The sequence below is a fragment of the Micromonospora sp. NPDC047670 genome, assembly GCF_043204915.1.
Classification (GTDB): domain Bacteria; phylum Actinomycetota; class Actinomycetes; order Mycobacteriales; family Micromonosporaceae; genus Micromonospora.
The window spans coordinates 171,827-186,261 of the sequence record NZ_JBIDDA010000005.1 but is presented as its reverse complement, the minus strand read 5'-3'; the positions used below and the strand labels follow the sequence as shown (position 1 = coordinate 186,261).

At 72.8% G+C, this 14,435-nt stretch carries 15 protein-coding genes and 1 pseudogene; 8 read left to right on the top strand and 8 right to left on the bottom strand.

The genetic code is table 11. The features are described from left to right. Nucleotides 1–197: 197 nt before the first annotated feature. From ACGF7U_RS14575 to ACGF7U_RS14550, 6 genes are all read left to right on the top strand, one after another. Nucleotides 198–1,265: a TauD/TfdA family dioxygenase gene (locus tag ACGF7U_RS14575; RefSeq protein WP_393106572.1), complete on the top strand. Its 1,068-nt coding sequence runs from the start codon at nt 198–200 to the stop codon at nt 1,263–1,265. Beyond that, nucleotides 1,262–2,317, top strand: coding sequence for an alpha-hydroxy acid oxidase (locus ACGF7U_RS14570; protein ID WP_393106569.1), 1,056 nt, complete (start codon nt 1,262–1,264; stop codon nt 2,315–2,317). Before ACGF7U_RS14575 ends, ACGF7U_RS14570 begins: the two co-directional genes overlap by 4 nt. Before the next feature lie 234 nt (nt 2,318–2,551). Beyond that, nucleotides 2,552–3,772 carry a cytochrome P450 gene (locus ACGF7U_RS14565; RefSeq protein WP_393106567.1) on the top strand — a complete coding sequence of 407 codons (1,221 nt, stop codon included), beginning with the start codon at nt 2,552–2,554 and terminating at the stop codon, nt 3,770–3,772. After that, complete coding sequence (locus ACGF7U_RS14560) at nt 3,769–4,611, top strand: alpha/beta fold hydrolase (protein WP_393106565.1); 843 nt, start codon at nt 3,769–3,771, stop codon at nt 4,609–4,611. Before ACGF7U_RS14565 ends, ACGF7U_RS14560 begins: the two co-directional genes overlap by 4 nt. Next, nucleotides 4,608–5,936 (top strand): hypothetical protein, encoded by a 1,329-nt coding sequence (locus tag ACGF7U_RS14555; protein ID WP_393106563.1) that lies wholly within the window; start codon nt 4,608–4,610, stop codon nt 5,934–5,936. The genes ACGF7U_RS14560 and ACGF7U_RS14555 overlap by 4 nt, the downstream gene beginning before the upstream one ends. After that, nucleotides 5,933–7,180 carry an MFS transporter gene (locus ACGF7U_RS14550; protein WP_393106561.1) on the top strand — a complete coding sequence of 416 codons (1,248 nt, stop codon included), beginning with the start codon at nt 5,933–5,935 and terminating at the stop codon, nt 7,178–7,180. The genes ACGF7U_RS14555 and ACGF7U_RS14550 overlap by 4 nt, the downstream gene beginning before the upstream one ends. A gap of 39 nt (nt 7,181–7,219) precedes the next feature. Here ACGF7U_RS14550 and ACGF7U_RS14545 read toward each other — a convergent pair whose 3' ends face one another. The 5 genes from ACGF7U_RS14545 to ACGF7U_RS14525 form a co-directional block, all read right to left on the bottom strand. After that, on the bottom strand, nt 7,220–8,263 hold the full coding sequence (locus tag ACGF7U_RS14545; protein ID WP_393106559.1) for a fatty acid desaturase family protein: 1,044 nt from the start codon (nt 8,261–8,263) through the stop codon (nt 7,220–7,222). An 89-nt stretch (nt 8,264–8,352) separates the two neighbouring features. After that, nucleotides 8,353–8,865: a DUF3618 domain-containing protein gene (locus tag ACGF7U_RS14540; RefSeq protein ID WP_393106557.1), complete on the bottom strand. Its 513-nt coding sequence runs from the start codon at nt 8,863–8,865 to the stop codon at nt 8,353–8,355. Beyond that, nucleotides 8,862–9,302, bottom strand: a complete 441-nt coding sequence (locus ACGF7U_RS14535; RefSeq protein WP_393106555.1) for a phage holin family protein — start codon at nt 9,300–9,302, stop codon at nt 8,862–8,864. The genes ACGF7U_RS14540 and ACGF7U_RS14535 overlap by 4 nt, the downstream gene beginning before the upstream one ends. Nucleotides 9,303–9,445: 143 nt before the next feature. Further along, a complete protein-coding gene (locus ACGF7U_RS14530; RefSeq protein WP_393106553.1) occupies nt 9,446–9,658 on the bottom strand; it encodes a hypothetical protein in 213 nt (70 codons plus the stop codon). Between the two features lie 253 nt (nt 9,659–9,911). After that, nucleotides 9,912–11,882 (bottom strand): SpoIIE family protein phosphatase, encoded by a 1,971-nt coding sequence (locus ACGF7U_RS14525; RefSeq protein ID WP_393106551.1) that lies wholly within the window; start codon nt 11,880–11,882, stop codon nt 9,912–9,914. 203 nt (nt 11,883–12,085) lie between these two features. On the opposite strand from ACGF7U_RS14525, the gene ACGF7U_RS14520 reads away from it, so the two are divergent. Together ACGF7U_RS14520 and ACGF7U_RS14515 are read left to right on the top strand one after the other, a co-directional pair. Further along, complete coding sequence (locus ACGF7U_RS14520) at nt 12,086–12,304, top strand: helix-turn-helix domain-containing protein (RefSeq protein WP_393106549.1); 219 nt, start codon at nt 12,086–12,088, stop codon at nt 12,302–12,304. A gap of 26 nt (nt 12,305–12,330) precedes the next feature. Then, on the top strand, nt 12,331–12,846 hold the full coding sequence (locus tag ACGF7U_RS14515) for a Clp protease N-terminal domain-containing protein (protein WP_393106547.1): 516 nt from the start codon (nt 12,331–12,333) through the stop codon (nt 12,844–12,846). A gap of 118 nt (nt 12,847–12,964) precedes the next feature. Here the strand turns inward: ACGF7U_RS14515 and ACGF7U_RS14510 are convergent, their stop codons facing one another. The 3 genes and pseudogenes from ACGF7U_RS14510 to ACGF7U_RS14500 all read right to left on the bottom strand — a co-directional run. After that, nucleotides 12,965–13,153, bottom strand: coding sequence for a hypothetical protein (locus ACGF7U_RS14510; protein WP_393106545.1), 189 nt, complete (start codon nt 13,151–13,153; stop codon nt 12,965–12,967). A 162-nt stretch (nt 13,154–13,315) separates the two neighbouring features. Continuing rightward, nucleotides 13,316–13,489, bottom strand: coding sequence for a hypothetical protein (locus ACGF7U_RS14505; RefSeq protein WP_393106543.1), 174 nt, complete (start codon nt 13,487–13,489; stop codon nt 13,316–13,318). Nucleotides 13,490–13,628: 139 nt separating this feature from the next. Further along, nucleotides 13,629–13,859 (bottom strand): annotated as a pseudogene (locus tag ACGF7U_RS14500) (DUF5994 family protein); the annotation flags it as partial. Between the last annotated feature and the right edge of the window lie 576 nt (nt 13,860–14,435).

The following is a 14,435-nucleotide window of genomic DNA, read 5'->3' as shown; positions in this document are numbered from 1 at the left end:
CGCGCGCGCGAGGTGATTCCATTGGCGGGTTGCAACCCCACAGTGGCCTGCCTAGGATTGGGTCCGCAACGGGGCTTCACGGGGATTCTGCACCGCCTACCTTCGCAGTCGAAGAGCGTGCTGCGCTGTGGCCTGCGGATTGCCCGTTTGCACCGCTCCCTGGCAGATTTGACACTCGGGCAAGGGGAGTAGCGGGCGTGAGTGAAAGCAGTGCAGATTCGCACATACGCGCATTAGCGGACGGAATTGCCGAGGTCCATATTTCGTCGGCGGAGGCCGGCGAAATGGCCCGGCTGGTCTGGGAGCACGTCATCGGGCCTGTTCCGCGACAGGTCGATTATCGGGAGACGGGCGCGCATTTCCGCCTGGCCGAGCTGAGCGGTTCGATCCTGCCCGAGCGGGTCCGTGCCGCGCTGGCCGGGCTGCGCGAGGGTGCCCTCGACGCCGTCGTCGTGCACGGCCTGCCGGCCGACCCGCTCGACGACCACCGGCCGCCCGACGAGAGCCACAACGGGCACGGCGGCATCGGCGGTGACGCGAGGAGCGCACAGCCGCAGCCGCTGCTGGGCTGGACCTGGCTGGGCATGGTGACCAGGCAGCTCGGCCACGAGTACGGCTATCGCGCGGAGAAGGGCGGCAATCTCGTCCACGACGTGCGCCCCCGGCCGGACGGCGCCGCCACCCAGTCGAACGCGTCGTCCGAGGTGGATCTTCAGCTGCACACCGAGGTGGCGTTCCACGAGATCCGCCCCGACTTCGTGTTGCTCTACGGCGTCCGGAGCCCGCAGCCGCGTCCCGCCACCCGCCTCGTCCGGATCGCCGACGCCGTCGGCGAATGCTCGCCGGAAACGGTACGCAGGCTGCGCGAGCCCCGTTTTCGGATTTGCGCGCCCGACAGTTTTTCGCTCGGCGGCGCGGCGGTGGACGGCGTGCGGCCGATCGGCGGGACGCCCGGTTGGCCCACCATCCGATGGCACAGTTCCATCGCCGGCGACGACCCTGCGGACAAGGCCGCGATAATGGAATTCCGTGCCGCCGCCGAACGTGTCGCACACCGCGTGCGGCTTGCCCCCGGCAGTTTGCTCGCGTTTTCCAACAGCCGGTGTCTGCACGGTCGCGACGCATTCGAGGCACATTACGACGGGCGTGACCGATGGTTGCTGCGCACCTATGTGCTCCGCGATATCACGCGTCTGATGAGTCGTTACGGGCCACCGGCCGGTGACGGGGCCATCCGTCGGTTGGCCGAGACGAGGATCGCATGATCACCGCACGGATGCTCGATCTCGACGACTTCGAGCGCGCCTGCCGGTTCGCCCTGGACGACGCCCGGTGGTCGTATCTCGCCGGCGGCGCCGGCCGCGGCGACGGCGTCCGGGAGAACGAGGCGGCGCTGCGCCGGCTACGGCTACGGCCGCGACCGCTCGGTGGCACGGCCGACCCGGAGCTGAGCGTGGACGTGCTGGGCTTCACCGCCGCGCTGCCCCTGCTGCTCGCGCCGACCAGCCCGTTGCGGCTCTTCCACCCGGAGGCCGAGCTGCCGGTGTCGCGCGCCGCCCGACGCGCCGGCGTGCTGCCCATCGTCAGCAACGACAGCCACCACAGCCTGACCGAGATCGCCAAGCAGGGGCCGTTCTGGTTCCAGCTGTACTGCTACGGCAGCCGCGCCGACGTCACCCGCACCATCCGGCTGGCCGAATCGCTGGACGCGCAGGCGTTGGTGGTCACGATCGACAACAGCCATCCCTCGCGGCGGCTGGCCATGCTGCGGTCCGGGTTCGCCACGCCGCCCGAGGTCGAGTTCGGCATCCATCGCGAAAGCGGCTTCTCCGACGGTGAGGTACCCCCCGACACGCGGCTGCCGCGCTGGCCGCTGACGTGGGAACTGCTCGACGTCATCCGCGCCGAGACGCGCCTGCCGGTCGTCGTCAAGGGGGTGCTGCACCCGTCCGACGCCGCCGCGCTCGCCGACCGCGGGGTGGCCGGCCTGATCGTGTCCAACCACGGCGGGCGGCAGCTCAACGACTCGATCGCCGCGATCGACGCGCTGCCCGGCGTCGTGGCCGCGGTGCGCGGCCGGCTGCCGGTCCTGATGGACGGCGGCATCCGTACCGGCGGGGACGTCGTCAAGGCGCTGGCGGCCGGCGCGACGGCGGTGTGCATCGGCCGCCCGTACGTCTGGGGCCTGGTCCTCGACGGAGAGGAGGGCGTGCTGCACGTGCTCGATCTCCTGCGGGCGGAACTGCTCGACGTCGCCCGGCAGATGGGGCTGCGCAACCTGCGCGACGTCCCGGCAGACCTGGTGGCGCCGACCTGACCACGGTCCGGATCCCGGCGTACCACCGAGGCGGACACGGCGCGGTGCCGTGTCTCGAAATCGGACCAACAGGAGTGGGGAGGTGTTTGACATGATCCGGCGGATCAAGGCGCGTTTCGCGCGCAAGGCCCTCGCGGGCGCGTACCCCTGGCACTGAAGCCGATGAACGGTGGCCGGTGATCGCTGCGGCGGTCACCGGCCATCACCGGACAACCGGAGGAGACGTTGGGGACGGTGACGCCGCCGGTCCAGGCGAACCTGTCGCGGGCCGACCTGATCGAGGAGTACGACCGGGACCGGCTCGGCTTCGTGATGCGCGCGGTCCGCCGCTACGGCCCGGTGGTGGAGCTCAGCCCCGGCACCGTGCTCGTCGCGGACGGCGAGGTCGCGCACGACGTGCTGCGCCGGACCAACCGCGACTTCCTGATGGACCGCGACCGCGCGTGGCGGCCCACCGACAGCCGTCGCGGCGAGGACGCGTTGGAGAGCTGGATGTCCGCGCGCCGGGCGATGCTGTCCGCCCTCTCCGGCGACCTGGTCGCCGAGCACCTGCGCTGGTACTCGGCCGCACTGACGGCGCTGCTCGACACCTGGGCGGCGCAGGGTCGCACCGACGATCCGCTGCGACCGCTGGTACGGCTCAGCACCGACGCCTTCCTGCGGCTGTGTACCGGCCCGTCGGTGCCGCCCGACGAGCGCACCGGGCTCGCCACGGCCGTGGCCGGACTGCTGGACGCGCTCAACCCGATCGTGCGGTCGTCGTACGAGCTGCCCTGGCTTCTCGACCGGCTGACCGGGCGCCGCCGCCGCGCCGCCCGCGCCCAGCAGCGGCTGGAGGCGGGGCTGGGCGCGCTGGTGGACCGTCCACCACCGGCCGGGCTGGTCGCGGCGCTCCGCGACGCCGGCGTGCCCCGCGATCCGCTGGTCCGCATCCTGGTGTCGGCCGCCATCGCGGCGCGACTCGTCCCTGCCGCGGCGAACGTGTGGACGTTGCGGGCGATGGCGGTGCACCAGCCCGCCGACGAGCCTGCCCACGTCGTCGACGAGGTGCTGCGGCTGTGGCCGCCGACCTGGCTGATGCACCGGGCCACCGACGTCGAGACGGTCAGCGGTCCCTGGCGGTTCCCGGCGCACGCGGCGCTGATGATCTGCCCCTACGCGATCCACCGCGACGAACGCCACTACCCGGACCCGGCCGAGTTCCGCCCCGCGCGCTGGCGCGACGGGCGCCCACCGGCCGGCGCCTACCTGCCGTTCGGCGGCGGCCCGCGCTGGTGCGTCGGCACCCATCTGGCCAGGGCGCAGCTCGTCGAGGCCGTCCAGGTGTTCCGGCGCTACCGGCTGGTGGACGACTCCGGCCCCGTGACGACCGACACGAACTCCACCCTGTACCCCCGCGGCCTCGCACTGCGCGTCGGCCGTGCCGCTGCACGAGAGAGGAACACCACACGGTGAGAGTCCGCGCCGGAAAGGTACGCCTGCACGTCACGACGATCGGTGACGACTGGCGCGACGGCGTCCGCCGGCCCGAGATCATCGCGGTGCACGGCGGCCCCGGCATCGACGGCGGCATGCTGCGCCTGACGATGCTCCCCGCCGCCGAGTACGCCCAGGTGATCATTCCCGACCTGCGCGGCCACGGCCGCAGCGACCGGGGCGAGCCGTCCGACTGGACGCTCGACACGTGGGCCGACGACCTGGCGGCGCTGGTGGACACCCTCGGCCTGGAACGGCCGTACCTGCTCGGCACGTCGTTCGGCGGGTTCGTCGTGCAGCGGTTCATGGGCCGCCACCCCGGCCTGCTGGCCGGCGCCATCCTGGTCGGCACCGGGGCCCGGCAGGCGAGCCACGACGAGATCGTGGAACGCCACCGGGCACTCGGCGGGGTACGCGCCGCCGAGGTGATGCGCCGGTCGCTGACCGACAACTCGCCCGAGGCCGAACGCGAGTGGCTCGAGGTCTGTGGGCCGCTCGCGATCCGGCGCGAGCCCGACGAGGCGTACCAGCGGGCGGTCCGCCACCGGATCGGCACCCCCGAGGTCAACGCCGCCTTCATCCCGCAGTTGCCGACGCTCGACCTGCGGCCCGACCTGGCTGGCGCGACCTGCCGGGTGATGGTCCTGGTCGGCGAGTTCGACCCGCTGATCCCGTACGCCGTCGCCGACGAGATCGTGGCGAGCCTGCCGGGCCGCTCCGGTGAGCTGCACGTCGTGCCGGGCGCGAGCCACCAGGTGATCTGGGATGCCCCGGACACCGCACACGCGCTGATCCGCAAGTTCACGGAGGGGCCATGAGCACGTACTTCGTCCAGCCCACCGCCGAGCAGTTCCGGGCCGCCACCGCGGAACTGCGCGAGCTGTCCTCGCCGTACGCGCGGGAACGCCTGGTCTACCAACCGCCGGTCGAGTCGCCCGAGCAGGTGCGCCAGCTCGAGGCAGCCTGCCAGACAGTCTTCGCGGGGCTGGACGCGGTACTGCGTGAGGTCTGCGACGGCGACGTGCTGCGGATGGCCGCGCTGTGCCGGGCGACCCCACCCGAGCTGCAGTTCCTCACGTACCAGACGCACCAGGACTGGTCGACGGTCGCCCGTCCCGACGTGATCACCTCCGCCGGGCGGACCGTCGTCGTGGAGATCAACGGGGATTCCCCGGCCGGGCTGTTCGGCCTGCACGACATCATCGCGCGCACCCAGTCCGCGTTCCGGCGGCCCGCCGTGGAGGCGCCCGCTTATCCGGCGGTGGCGATGCGTGGCCTGCTGGGCAGCCTCGAGCGCAACTTCGGCCGGCCCGACGGCATGGTCGCCATCTGCTACTGGCGGCACGAACAGCAGGCCGGCCCGCTGGACTGGCAGTACGAGCTGTTCGCCCGGGAGCTGCGGCGCCACGGCGTCGAGGCGGCCCACTGCGCCGTCGAGGATCTCGAACTGAGCGACGACGGCGTCCGGTTCGAGGGCCGCCCGGTCCAGGTCATCTACCGGTACTTCGAGTCGCCGGACCCCACCGACCAGGACGAGTTCACCGTGCTCAAGCAGTTGTTCGCGCTGGCCGACGCGGGCCGGGTCGGCCTCTACACCGGGTACCGCGCCGAGGTGCTGGCGTCCAAGGCGGCGCTGGCGGTGCTCTCCGACGAGACCGTGGTGGGCCAACTGGGCGCCGACCTGCGGAAGCGGCTGGCCACGCACGTACCGTGGACCCGTGTGCTGGAACCGCGACGGACCACGGTCGAGGGCCACGAGATCGACCTGCTGCCGTGGGTCGACCGCAACCGCGAGCAGCTCATCCTCAAACCGGTACGCGGGCACGCCGGCATCGGCATCACGGTGGGCCGCGAGGTGTCCCCGGCGGCCTGGGCCGAGGCGGTCGCCGCGGGCGTGCGGAGCGGGACCGGCGATCACCCGTACATCGTCCAGCAGGTCTTCGACCCGGACCCGCTGCCGGTGGCGTTCGTCGACGCGTCCGGCCAGGCCACGGTCACGCGAACCCCGTCGGTGAACGGCGTGTTCATCGTGGACGGTGAGGCGGTGGCGGTGTTGCGCCGCTACGCCGTCAACACGACCGGGACCATCAACATCAACCCCTTCAGCGGGTACGCGCCGTCGCCGGTGTGGTCCACGGCATGAGGCGGAGCCCAGCGACGACGCTGCTCGCCGCCGGCGCCTCCGCCAGCCTCGGCGACGGCATCCGCTACGCCGCCTTCCCGCTGCTCGCCGTGCACGTGACGACGAACCCGGTCAGCGTGGGCGCGGTCTCGGCCGCACTGTCCACCGCGCACCTGCTGTTCGGCTTCCACGTCGGCGCGGCGGTCGACCGGTTCGACCGGGTCCGCCTGCTGCGGTACATGCAGCTCTCCCGTGCCGCCGTCGTGCTCGTGCTCGTCGCGGCGGTCCTGGCCGGTCAGGCTTCGCTGCCGCTGTTGCTGGTGGCGGCCTTCCTGCTGGGGGCGGCCGAGTTGGCAGCCGACACCGCGGTGCAGTCGCTGACTCCGGTGGTCGTGCGGGACGCCGGGCTCGAACGGTTGAACGCCGGGCTCACCGCCTCGCAGTCGATCGGCGAGGACTTCGCCGGCCCGGCCGCGGGTGGTCTGTTGTTCTCGCTCAGTCCGGCGGCCCCGTTCGCGGTGATCGCCGCGGCGATGGGCGGCAGTTGGGGGGTGTTGACGCGGCTGCGGCTGCCGGCGCGCGAGGCCCCGCCGCCCCGGCCGCGCCGGTCGCTGACGGCCGAGGCGCGGGAGGGCTTCCTGTACCTGGTCCGCCACCCCTCGCTGCGGTCCCAGGCGCTGTGGGCGGCGGCCATGAACCTGAGCGTCGCCGCCGCGAACGCGACCCTCGTCCTCTACGTGGTGCAGGAACTGCGGTTGAGCGACAGCACGTACGGCTGGCTGCTGACCGGAGCCGGGGTCGGTGGCCTGGCCGGCGCCGCCGCCTCCCCGTGGACCATCAAGGTCTTCGGCCGCCTCGGCACGATGATCGCCGCCAGCCTGGTCGCCGGCGTGGTCACCCTCGGCATCGCGTTCACCACGTCGGTCTGGCTGATCGTGGTCTTCCAGTTCCTGGCCGGCTTCTCCGGGGTGTCGTTCTCGGTGGTCGGTCGCTCCCTGCGGCAGAGCATCACCCCGGACGACCTGATGGGGCGGGTCACCGCCGCCTACCGGCTGATCGGTTTCGGCGCCCTGCCGTTGGGCGCCCTTGCCGGCGGTGCCGTCGCGCACTGGCTGAGTCTCGGCACCCCGTTCCTCCTGGCGGGCGTCCTGATGATCGCCAGCACGCTGACGCTGGGCCTGCTGACCCGCCGCGCCCAGGCGGCCGCGGTCACGGCCGGCGCGGCACCCGGCGAGCACAGCGGGCGTCCCGTGGGCCGACGGTAGCGAGGGGGCCGGTGGGCCGTGCGGTGCGGCGGACGTGCCTCAGCTCGGTCCGGCGCGGTCAGCGGTCCGAGCGGACCCGACCGCGTCGAGGTGCGTCAGTGCTTGCGCCCAGGAACGCGCCAGGGTGGTCTCGTGGTAGGCGATGTCGTGCTCGGCGCAGAAGCGGCGCACCAGTGGCTGAGCGCGGCGGAGGTTGGGTCGCGGCATGCTGGGGAAGAGGTGGTGTTCGATCTGGTAGTTGAGGCCGCCGAGCAGGGCGTCGACGAACCATCCGCCGCGTACGTTGCGGGAGGTGAGGACCTGGCGTCGCAGGTAGTCGACGCGGTCGTCGGCGGCGATGATCGGCATGCCCTTGTGGTTGGGGGCGAAGGAGCTGCCGAGGTACAGGCCGAGTAGACCCTGGTTGACGAGGACGAACGCGACGGCCTGCATCGGGCTCAGCACGAAGAACACGGCGCCCAGATATCCGGTGGCGTGCACGGCCAGCAGCGCGGCCTCCACGGGGCGCCGCTTGACCCCGCGCGGCCGGAGGACCGCCCTGACGCTGTTGGCGTGCAGGTGCAGGCCTTCCAACAGCAGCAGCGGGAAGAACAGGTACGCCTGGTACCGCACCACCAGTGCGCCGAGCCCACGCTGCCGTCGCGCCTGCCCGGGGGTGAACGACAGCGGCCTGACGACGATGTCCGGGTCCCGGCCCTCGGTGTTCGGATGGGCGTGGTGCCGGTTGTGCTTGTCCACCCACCAGCCGTAGCTGAGGCCGATCAGCAGGTTGCCGTGGACGAGGCCGACCAGATCGTTCGCGCGGCGGGAGCGGAAGATCTGGCGGTGACCGGCGTCGTGCCCGATGAACCCGGCCTGTGCGAAGACCACCGCGAGGACCGCCGCGACGCCGAGCTGCCACCACGACTCACCGAGCCACCCGAACAGCGTCCACGCGCCGACGTAGCACAAGCCGAGGGCGCCCATGCGCAGCGCGTAGTAGCCACGCCGCCGATCGAGCAGGCCCGCCCGCCGGATCTGCCGCGACAGGTCCGCGTACTCGCTGCCGCCGTGACGTTCGGTGTCGAGGGTTGCGTCGCTCATGGTCGCGGCTCCGTGCACGTGGCGTTCTCGGCCCGTCGACGTCGTCGACAGGGGTTTTCAGAACAAGCGAGGTGAACAGCGGGGCGCCGTCACAGTCGACAGCGAGCAGCGGCACGTCGGCGCTGGATTGTTGCCACGGCCACGCCCACGGTGACTGCGGCGGCGACGACCAGGGCGGGGCGCCGGCGGGCGGCCGAGCGGGTCCTGACCAGCCGCCCACGCACTGCGCGGGCGGCGGCCGGCCCCCGCTGGGCCACCGGATGAGTGGTGACCCTGCTGCGGAGCGCCGCCAACCTGCCTGACGTGCCTTCGCGCAGTGCGGCCCCGCGTTGCTGCGCGGCACGGGCTATCCCGCCGAGATCTGCGCTGCCGGCCTGCTGTCGGGCTGTCTGAACCGCCTTCTCGGTCTTCCCCCGCATCGTCCGCGCCGAGGTGGTCAGGCGCTGCCGAGCACGGCCCTTGATCTCGATGGCCCTGGCCCGGCCCCGGGCCTTCACGTCGGTCTTCGCCGCCAGTGCCTGGATCGTGGCCCCCAACTCGGCCCGGGTCTTCTCGATGTCCTCCCGGGTGCGGTCCGGGTCGCTGCTCCCGTTCGCGGTCATCGCCCTCGTCCCTTCCTGGCTGCCCGCTGCACCGACTCCACGTCCGCGCGCACGCTGTGCAGTGTCGACTCCGGCTGGGCGGGCATCGTCCGCTCGACCTGCTTCTTCCCGGTCAGCGCGAGCAGCCCGGCGACCGCGAAGAGGATTACCGCGACGACCAGCGCCGCCACCCACGCCGGCATGAACTCGGCGAGGACGAGGATGAACGCGGCGACGAGCGCACCCGTCGCGAGCAGAGCCACCCCGCCCGCGCCGCCGACCATCGCGGCACCGGACCCGGCGCGTCTACCCTTGGCGGTCAGCTCCGCCCGGGCCAGCGTCAGCTCCTCGCGTACCAGACGGGTGATCTGGTCGGTGGCACGCTGCACGAGCTGGGCGACAGTCGCTTCCGGCGGTCGCCCGTCGGCCGTCCGGCCTCCGCGAGGCGGGTCACCCATGCGTCGTCACCTCCAGGACACGTTCGGCGCGTCGCACCAGGGGCGCGCCCGGCGTGGTCACCGGACACCGCCGGGTGGGCGCTCGCGTGGTGACGCCCAGCCGGCGCGGTGCCTGAACGCTTGCGGGGCAGTGGTGTCCGTGCTCACCGCCCTGCGGGCGACGACGCCGTTTCCTTCTTCCGACCGGCCGCGCCGCCGGCGATCGACGAGCCGCCGATGCCCGCTCCGGCGAACGCGCTGTCCTGCCCGGCGGGAAGATCAGCGAGCTTCGCGTCGCCCCCGGCACGGCGACGGCCGGCTCGTACGACGGCCACCGCCGCCACCATCGCTGCCACGCACATCGCCGCCGCCTGCATCAGCGGCACCCTTCTGCTCCGTCGACGCTTCATGCCGCCCTACCCCTCTCGCTTCCAAGTCGATCCTTGTTCTCATCCTGAGGAAGGCGCGGCGACAGTGTGGCTTGTTCGGGGCATTCGACACGGTCGGGTTATCTAGCCGGGAGGTGTGCGGCCGCCAGCCCTGCGGCTCAGGCGCGGTCGTGAGCGGAGCGCGCCAACGTCGACCGTGAGGGTGGGGGCGCCACCCCGGTGGGGGACGGCCCCCGGCTGTTCAGAAGGCGGGCGTTCCGGGCCGCGTGAGCAGCTGCTGCAAGCCGGTCAGCGTCAGCACCGCCTCGGCGGGGCAGCCTGGTTCGGCCGTGACCCGCAGGCAGCCCATGTCCTCGGCGAGGCGGTGCAGGAGTTGTACGCCGGCGCTGCTGAGGTGGCTGACCGCGCTGACGTCGATGGTGAGGGGCAGGGCCCCGCCCCGGTTGGCCCGCAAAATGGCGGCGCGCAGCCGTGGGGTGGTGGCCATGTCCACCGGGCCGTGCACCGCGAGCGTTCTGCCGTCCGTGGTGTCGGTGACGTGAATCGACATGTCGTCGACGGTGGGGATGCGCGGGCCCCCACCGGTCGGGTGCGCGGCGGCGCTGGTCACGGTGGCCGGGCGACCGAGGCGGTGGCGCATGCGGAGGGTGGTGCCGTCGTCGGTGCGGATGACGTCCAGGTGGTCGACGAAACCTCGGATCATCGCCAGGCCGCGACCGCGTCCACCGGGGTCGGGCACCGGTGGGCGCCACCGTCCGCGGTCGGCGCAGGTGAGGTCGACGACGCCGTCATCGTGGAGGACGGCCTCGACGGAGAAGGTCGCGGGCGTGTCGCGCGAACTGGCGTGTTCGATGGCGTTGCCGGCTGCTTCTCCCAGCGCGTGGATCAGGTCGCTCGTGTCCTGCGCGCCGACGCCGATCGTGTGCAGCCAATCGGTCATCTGCCGGCGCATCGGCCGCAGCGCGGCCGGGTCCGTGGGCAGGGTGAGGCGCAGGGGCGTGACGGGTTCGGGCAGCAGGTAGGCGGCCAGGAGCGTGATGTCGTCGCGGTAGCCGCCGTCGGCGAGCGTCAGGCGTTCGGTGACGAGCGTGCAGACCCGGTCGGGTAGCCGGTCGGGGACGGTGGTGTTCTCGTGGAGGGTGGCGCGCCGGGCCGCTGCGGCGGCGGTGGCCAGGGACTGGGCACCCTCGCGCAGGCTGCGGTGCGGCCGTTCGATCAGGCCGTCGGTGTAGAGCAGCAGCAACGCTCCGGCGGCGAGCCGGGTGCTGTGGATCGTGGCCGGACCGGAGCGCGTACCGAGCGGACCCGCCGGGGTCAGGGGCACGAATGTGGTGTCGCCTGCGGCGTCGACCAGCAACGGCGGGGGGTGGGCGTGGCTGGCGACCTCCAGGGTGCCCGTGACCGGGTTGAGCACGGCGATGCAGGTCGTTGCCGCTCGGGTGGCGGGGGTGTGGCCGGCGAAGTCGTCGAGGACGGCCAGCGTCCGGGCGAGGGTGCTGCCGGAGCGCAGCGCCTGCAGGGCGACGGTGCGGAGCTGCCCCATCGCCGCCGCGGCGGCGGCCCCGTGCCCGACGACGTCGCCGACCGCGAGGGCGATGCGGTCGTCGGGCAGGGGAACGACGTCGAACCAGTCGCCCCCGGCGACGAGGTCGCTACCGGCGACCCGGTAGTGGGCGGCGACCTGCACCCGGGGCAGGACGGGCAGGGCCTCGGGCAGCAGGCTGCGTTGGAGTTCCAGGACCAGGCCGGCGGCGTGCCGGTAGCGCTGCTCGGAGGTGGTGGCGGCGGACTCGGCGGCGCGTCGGGCGGTCACCACGTCGGTCGCGTCGACCGCCTGCACGATGACGCCGCGGATCGACCCGTCGGGGTCGTGCCACGGTGCTATGTCGAAGGTGTAGAACGCCTCCTCCAGCCTGCCGTCCCCGTGCCGGTCGGTGAGGATCCGCTGCTCGTAGCCCCGGGTGCGGCTGCCGTGCAGGGCCTGGTCGAGGAGCTCGAAGATGTGTTGGCCGGCGAGTTCCGGCACGGCCTGCTTGAACGGCCTGCCGATCAGGTCACTGCGGTTGCCGACAGCGGCGCGCACCTCCGGGTTCGCGGCCACCACCCGCAGGTCGGGGCCCTCGAAGACCCACACGAACCCGGGTAGCTGCTCGAACGCGTCGAGCAGCTTTCGAGGATCGCCGGAGGACCAGTGTTGATTCGCTTTTGCCACTGATCGATGCCCCTTGCCTGGCGAAACTGACCGCAGGATGTCATACCTACCCTTATCCTGCCCCACTCCACGGGCACGTCCACGTCCGGTGGGAGCCGCGCGGTGGTCACCCGGTCGCGTATGGGTCGGGCGAACTCCGCAAGGCGTGAACCACGGCATCAACTTAGGTTGACAGGCGATCATTATCAACCTAAGTTGATGAAGTGCCGCCGCTCCCTGATCTCCCGGCCCCCGACCAGCCCGCCGCCGCGCTCGCCGCCGTCGTCGCGCTGCGTCGACTGGCCGGCCAGCTCGAACTGGCGGCCGTCAACGAAGCGATCCGACAGGGCTGGACGTGGGCGGAGGTCGGCCAGGCCCTCGGCATCAGCGCGCAGGCGGCACACAAGAAGTTCGCACCCATGACCCGCGAACGCCGGTCATAGCCCCCGTCCACCCGAGGAGGTTCCCGATGGGACTCTTGAACGCCGTCCGCGATATCAAGACCATGCGGCAGGTGCTGACCGACGCCGAGGCGGAGGCCCGCCGCGCCGGTGAGGACCTGCCCGCACCGGAGCATCTGCTCGTGGCGGCGACAGGGCTGTCGGAGGGCAGTGCCCGCCGAGCCTTCGCTCGGGTAGGCGCCGACCCGGACGCGCTGCGCCAGGCCATCGAGCAGGCACACGGGAGCGCGCTGGCCTCCGTCGGCATCACCACCTCGGACAGCGCCCCACTCGACGGCGGGCAGCTCGGACCGGCCACCGGCGTCTTCCGCGCCACGCCCCAGGCACAGCAGGTGTGGCAGCAGGCCGTGACCCTGTCCAAGCCGGCGCGCCCGCCCGGCATCCGGGGAGCCCACGTCGTCGCGGCGGTCTGCTCGCTCACCCAGGGCACCGCCGTGCGTGCCCTCGTGGCGATGGGCGTCGACCCCGCGGCGCTCAGGCGGGCCGCACTCGTCGAGGGAGGTCTCGACGACGCCCCGCAGTGAGGGCCGCCTGCGGCAGGCGATCCGTCCGCCGCCCAGCGCCGTGCCCCGGCCAGCGCCGTGCCCCGGCCAGCGCGGCGACACCGGCCGGTCCTGTGGGATGGGCGGGCGACGCCGGTGCCTACGGGAGAGGAACGATGGACAGTCGCAGGCCGCCTTCCGTCTCCTCGACCAGCACCCGCTCGCCGTGGCTGTGGTTCGGCAGCATCGCGTCGTACAGTTCCTCGTTGCTGATCACCACGGTGCCACCGGACCGGCCGATGAGAACGTTGAGTACGGCGCGCAGGTTGACGTCACTGAGGTAACGCATGGGGTCTCCGTAGCTGCTGCTGGTCGGCCCGAGACCAAGGCGCTGCGGTCCCGGCGGCCCGAGGATGCCGGCTCAGGGCGGTGCGGGCCGAGCCGCAGGGCTCCGATGGACCGTGGTGGCGCGGCGGGGGCCGCCGGGCCACCGCTCCCGGCGGGGTCACTCTCACCCGGCGGTCGGCTCGCCGAGTTCGGCGGGGTCGAGACGCAGGGTCGCGAGCAGTCCGGCGTGCCGAGTGATGTCGACCTGCGTCGGCAGTTCCCGCTCGACCCAGTCGGCCCTGGTGTGCTGGCCGCGCCGGCGCAGTGCGGAGACGATCGTGTGTCGGGCGATTGTCATGGCCTGCTCCTCGGGAGTGACGGTGTGGACGTCGCCGGTCCTGCGCTGCCTCGGCGGAGGCGCTGCCGACGCGGGCGCCGGCCGAGGATTCCGCCGGCCGGCTTGGCTCCGGCTGGATGGCAGGGGCAGCCACCCTGCCGTCGACGACCAGGCTGCGCGGACTGCCGTCCCAGGAGTCGACGTTGAGGACCAGCCGGACGATCGGCCCGTGCAGCACATCGATGGCGCGGACGAGGCCGGGTAGTTCCGCGTGCGGATCTGTCGAGCGGGGCCACCAGCCGCCGTCGAGCAGCGTGCGCGCGGACCGGGTTGGTTCGATCCGCAGGCGTGGTGTCGACGGGGGAGCGAGGGCGTTGGTCGATGGCGTCATGGTGGATCCTTGTCGCCGTGACCGCGGCGTAGCGGTGGGGTCGTGCGCGCGATGAGTCGTGCGTCGGGCGGAGCCCGGTTCGCCGGCCGGGTCGTCCCGCTCGGTCCTGGCGCGGTGGCCGGGTGCGGGCGGTGCCGATCACCAGGTCTTCGATCGTGAGCGTCACCCGTGGCGCCCGCGCCGGTCGACGGTCCCGGGGCCGGTCGGGGAGCCTCCCGGTGCTCGGGCGGCGGGAGATGAGTCGGCCGCGGCGGATCCGGCGTGACCGGGTGCGGACATGGCATCCCTCGGGCGGAGCCGGCGCGGCGGGCACCTCAGGCGTGGGATGTCGTCGGTTCCGGAATGACGTCAGCCCACGCCTATAAGGGCCGGTCTGCTGGGGACAGGGATCGACGCGCGAGCCGAGCGGCCGTGGGGTACGCGTGGCCGCCGGGCACGTCGCGCCGTGCGGGGCCGGGGGGCGGGGGGGGCCCCCCCCCCCCCCCCCCGCCCGCCCGGGCGGTGGGAAACACCTCTGGTAGTCGGCCGCGGTCGGCGGGGTGAGTTAAAACCCAACCAACCACGTTGAGTAGAGGG

Excerpts from the sequence above, each read along its gene's own strand:
- ACGF7U_RS14505 (WP_393106543.1), bottom strand. The coding sequence starts at position 13,489 with ATGACAATCGCCCGACACACGATCGTCTCCGCACTGCGCCGGCGCGGC.
- ACGF7U_RS14510 (WP_393106545.1), bottom strand. The coding sequence starts at position 13,153 with ATGCGTTACCTCAGTGACGTCAACCTGCGCGCCGTACTCAACGTTCTC.
- ACGF7U_RS14555 (WP_393106563.1), top strand. The coding sequence starts at position 4,608 with ATGAGCACGTACTTCGTCCAGCCCACCGCCGAGCAGTTCCGGGCCGCC.
- ACGF7U_RS14515 (WP_393106547.1), top strand. The coding sequence starts at position 12,331 with ATGGGACTCTTGAACGCCGTCCGCGATATCAAGACCATGCGGCAGGTG.
- ACGF7U_RS14530 (WP_393106553.1), bottom strand. The coding sequence starts at position 9,658 with ATGCAGGCGGCGGCGATGTGCGTGGCAGCGATGGTGGCGGCGGTGGCC.
- ACGF7U_RS14570 (WP_393106569.1), top strand. The coding sequence starts at position 1,262 with ATGATCACCGCACGGATGCTCGATCTCGACGACTTCGAGCGCGCCTGC.
- ACGF7U_RS14535 (WP_393106555.1), bottom strand. The coding sequence starts at position 9,302 with ATGGGTGACCCGCCTCGCGGAGGCCGGACGGCCGACGGGCGACCGCCG.
- ACGF7U_RS14545 (WP_393106559.1), bottom strand. The coding sequence starts at position 8,263 with ATGAGCGACGCAACCCTCGACACCGAACGTCACGGCGGCAGCGAGTAC.
- ACGF7U_RS14550 (WP_393106561.1), top strand. The coding sequence starts at position 5,933 with ATGAGGCGGAGCCCAGCGACGACGCTGCTCGCCGCCGGCGCCTCCGCC.
- ACGF7U_RS14540 (WP_393106557.1), bottom strand. The coding sequence starts at position 8,865 with ATGACCGCGAACGGGAGCAGCGACCCGGACCGCACCCGGGAGGACATC.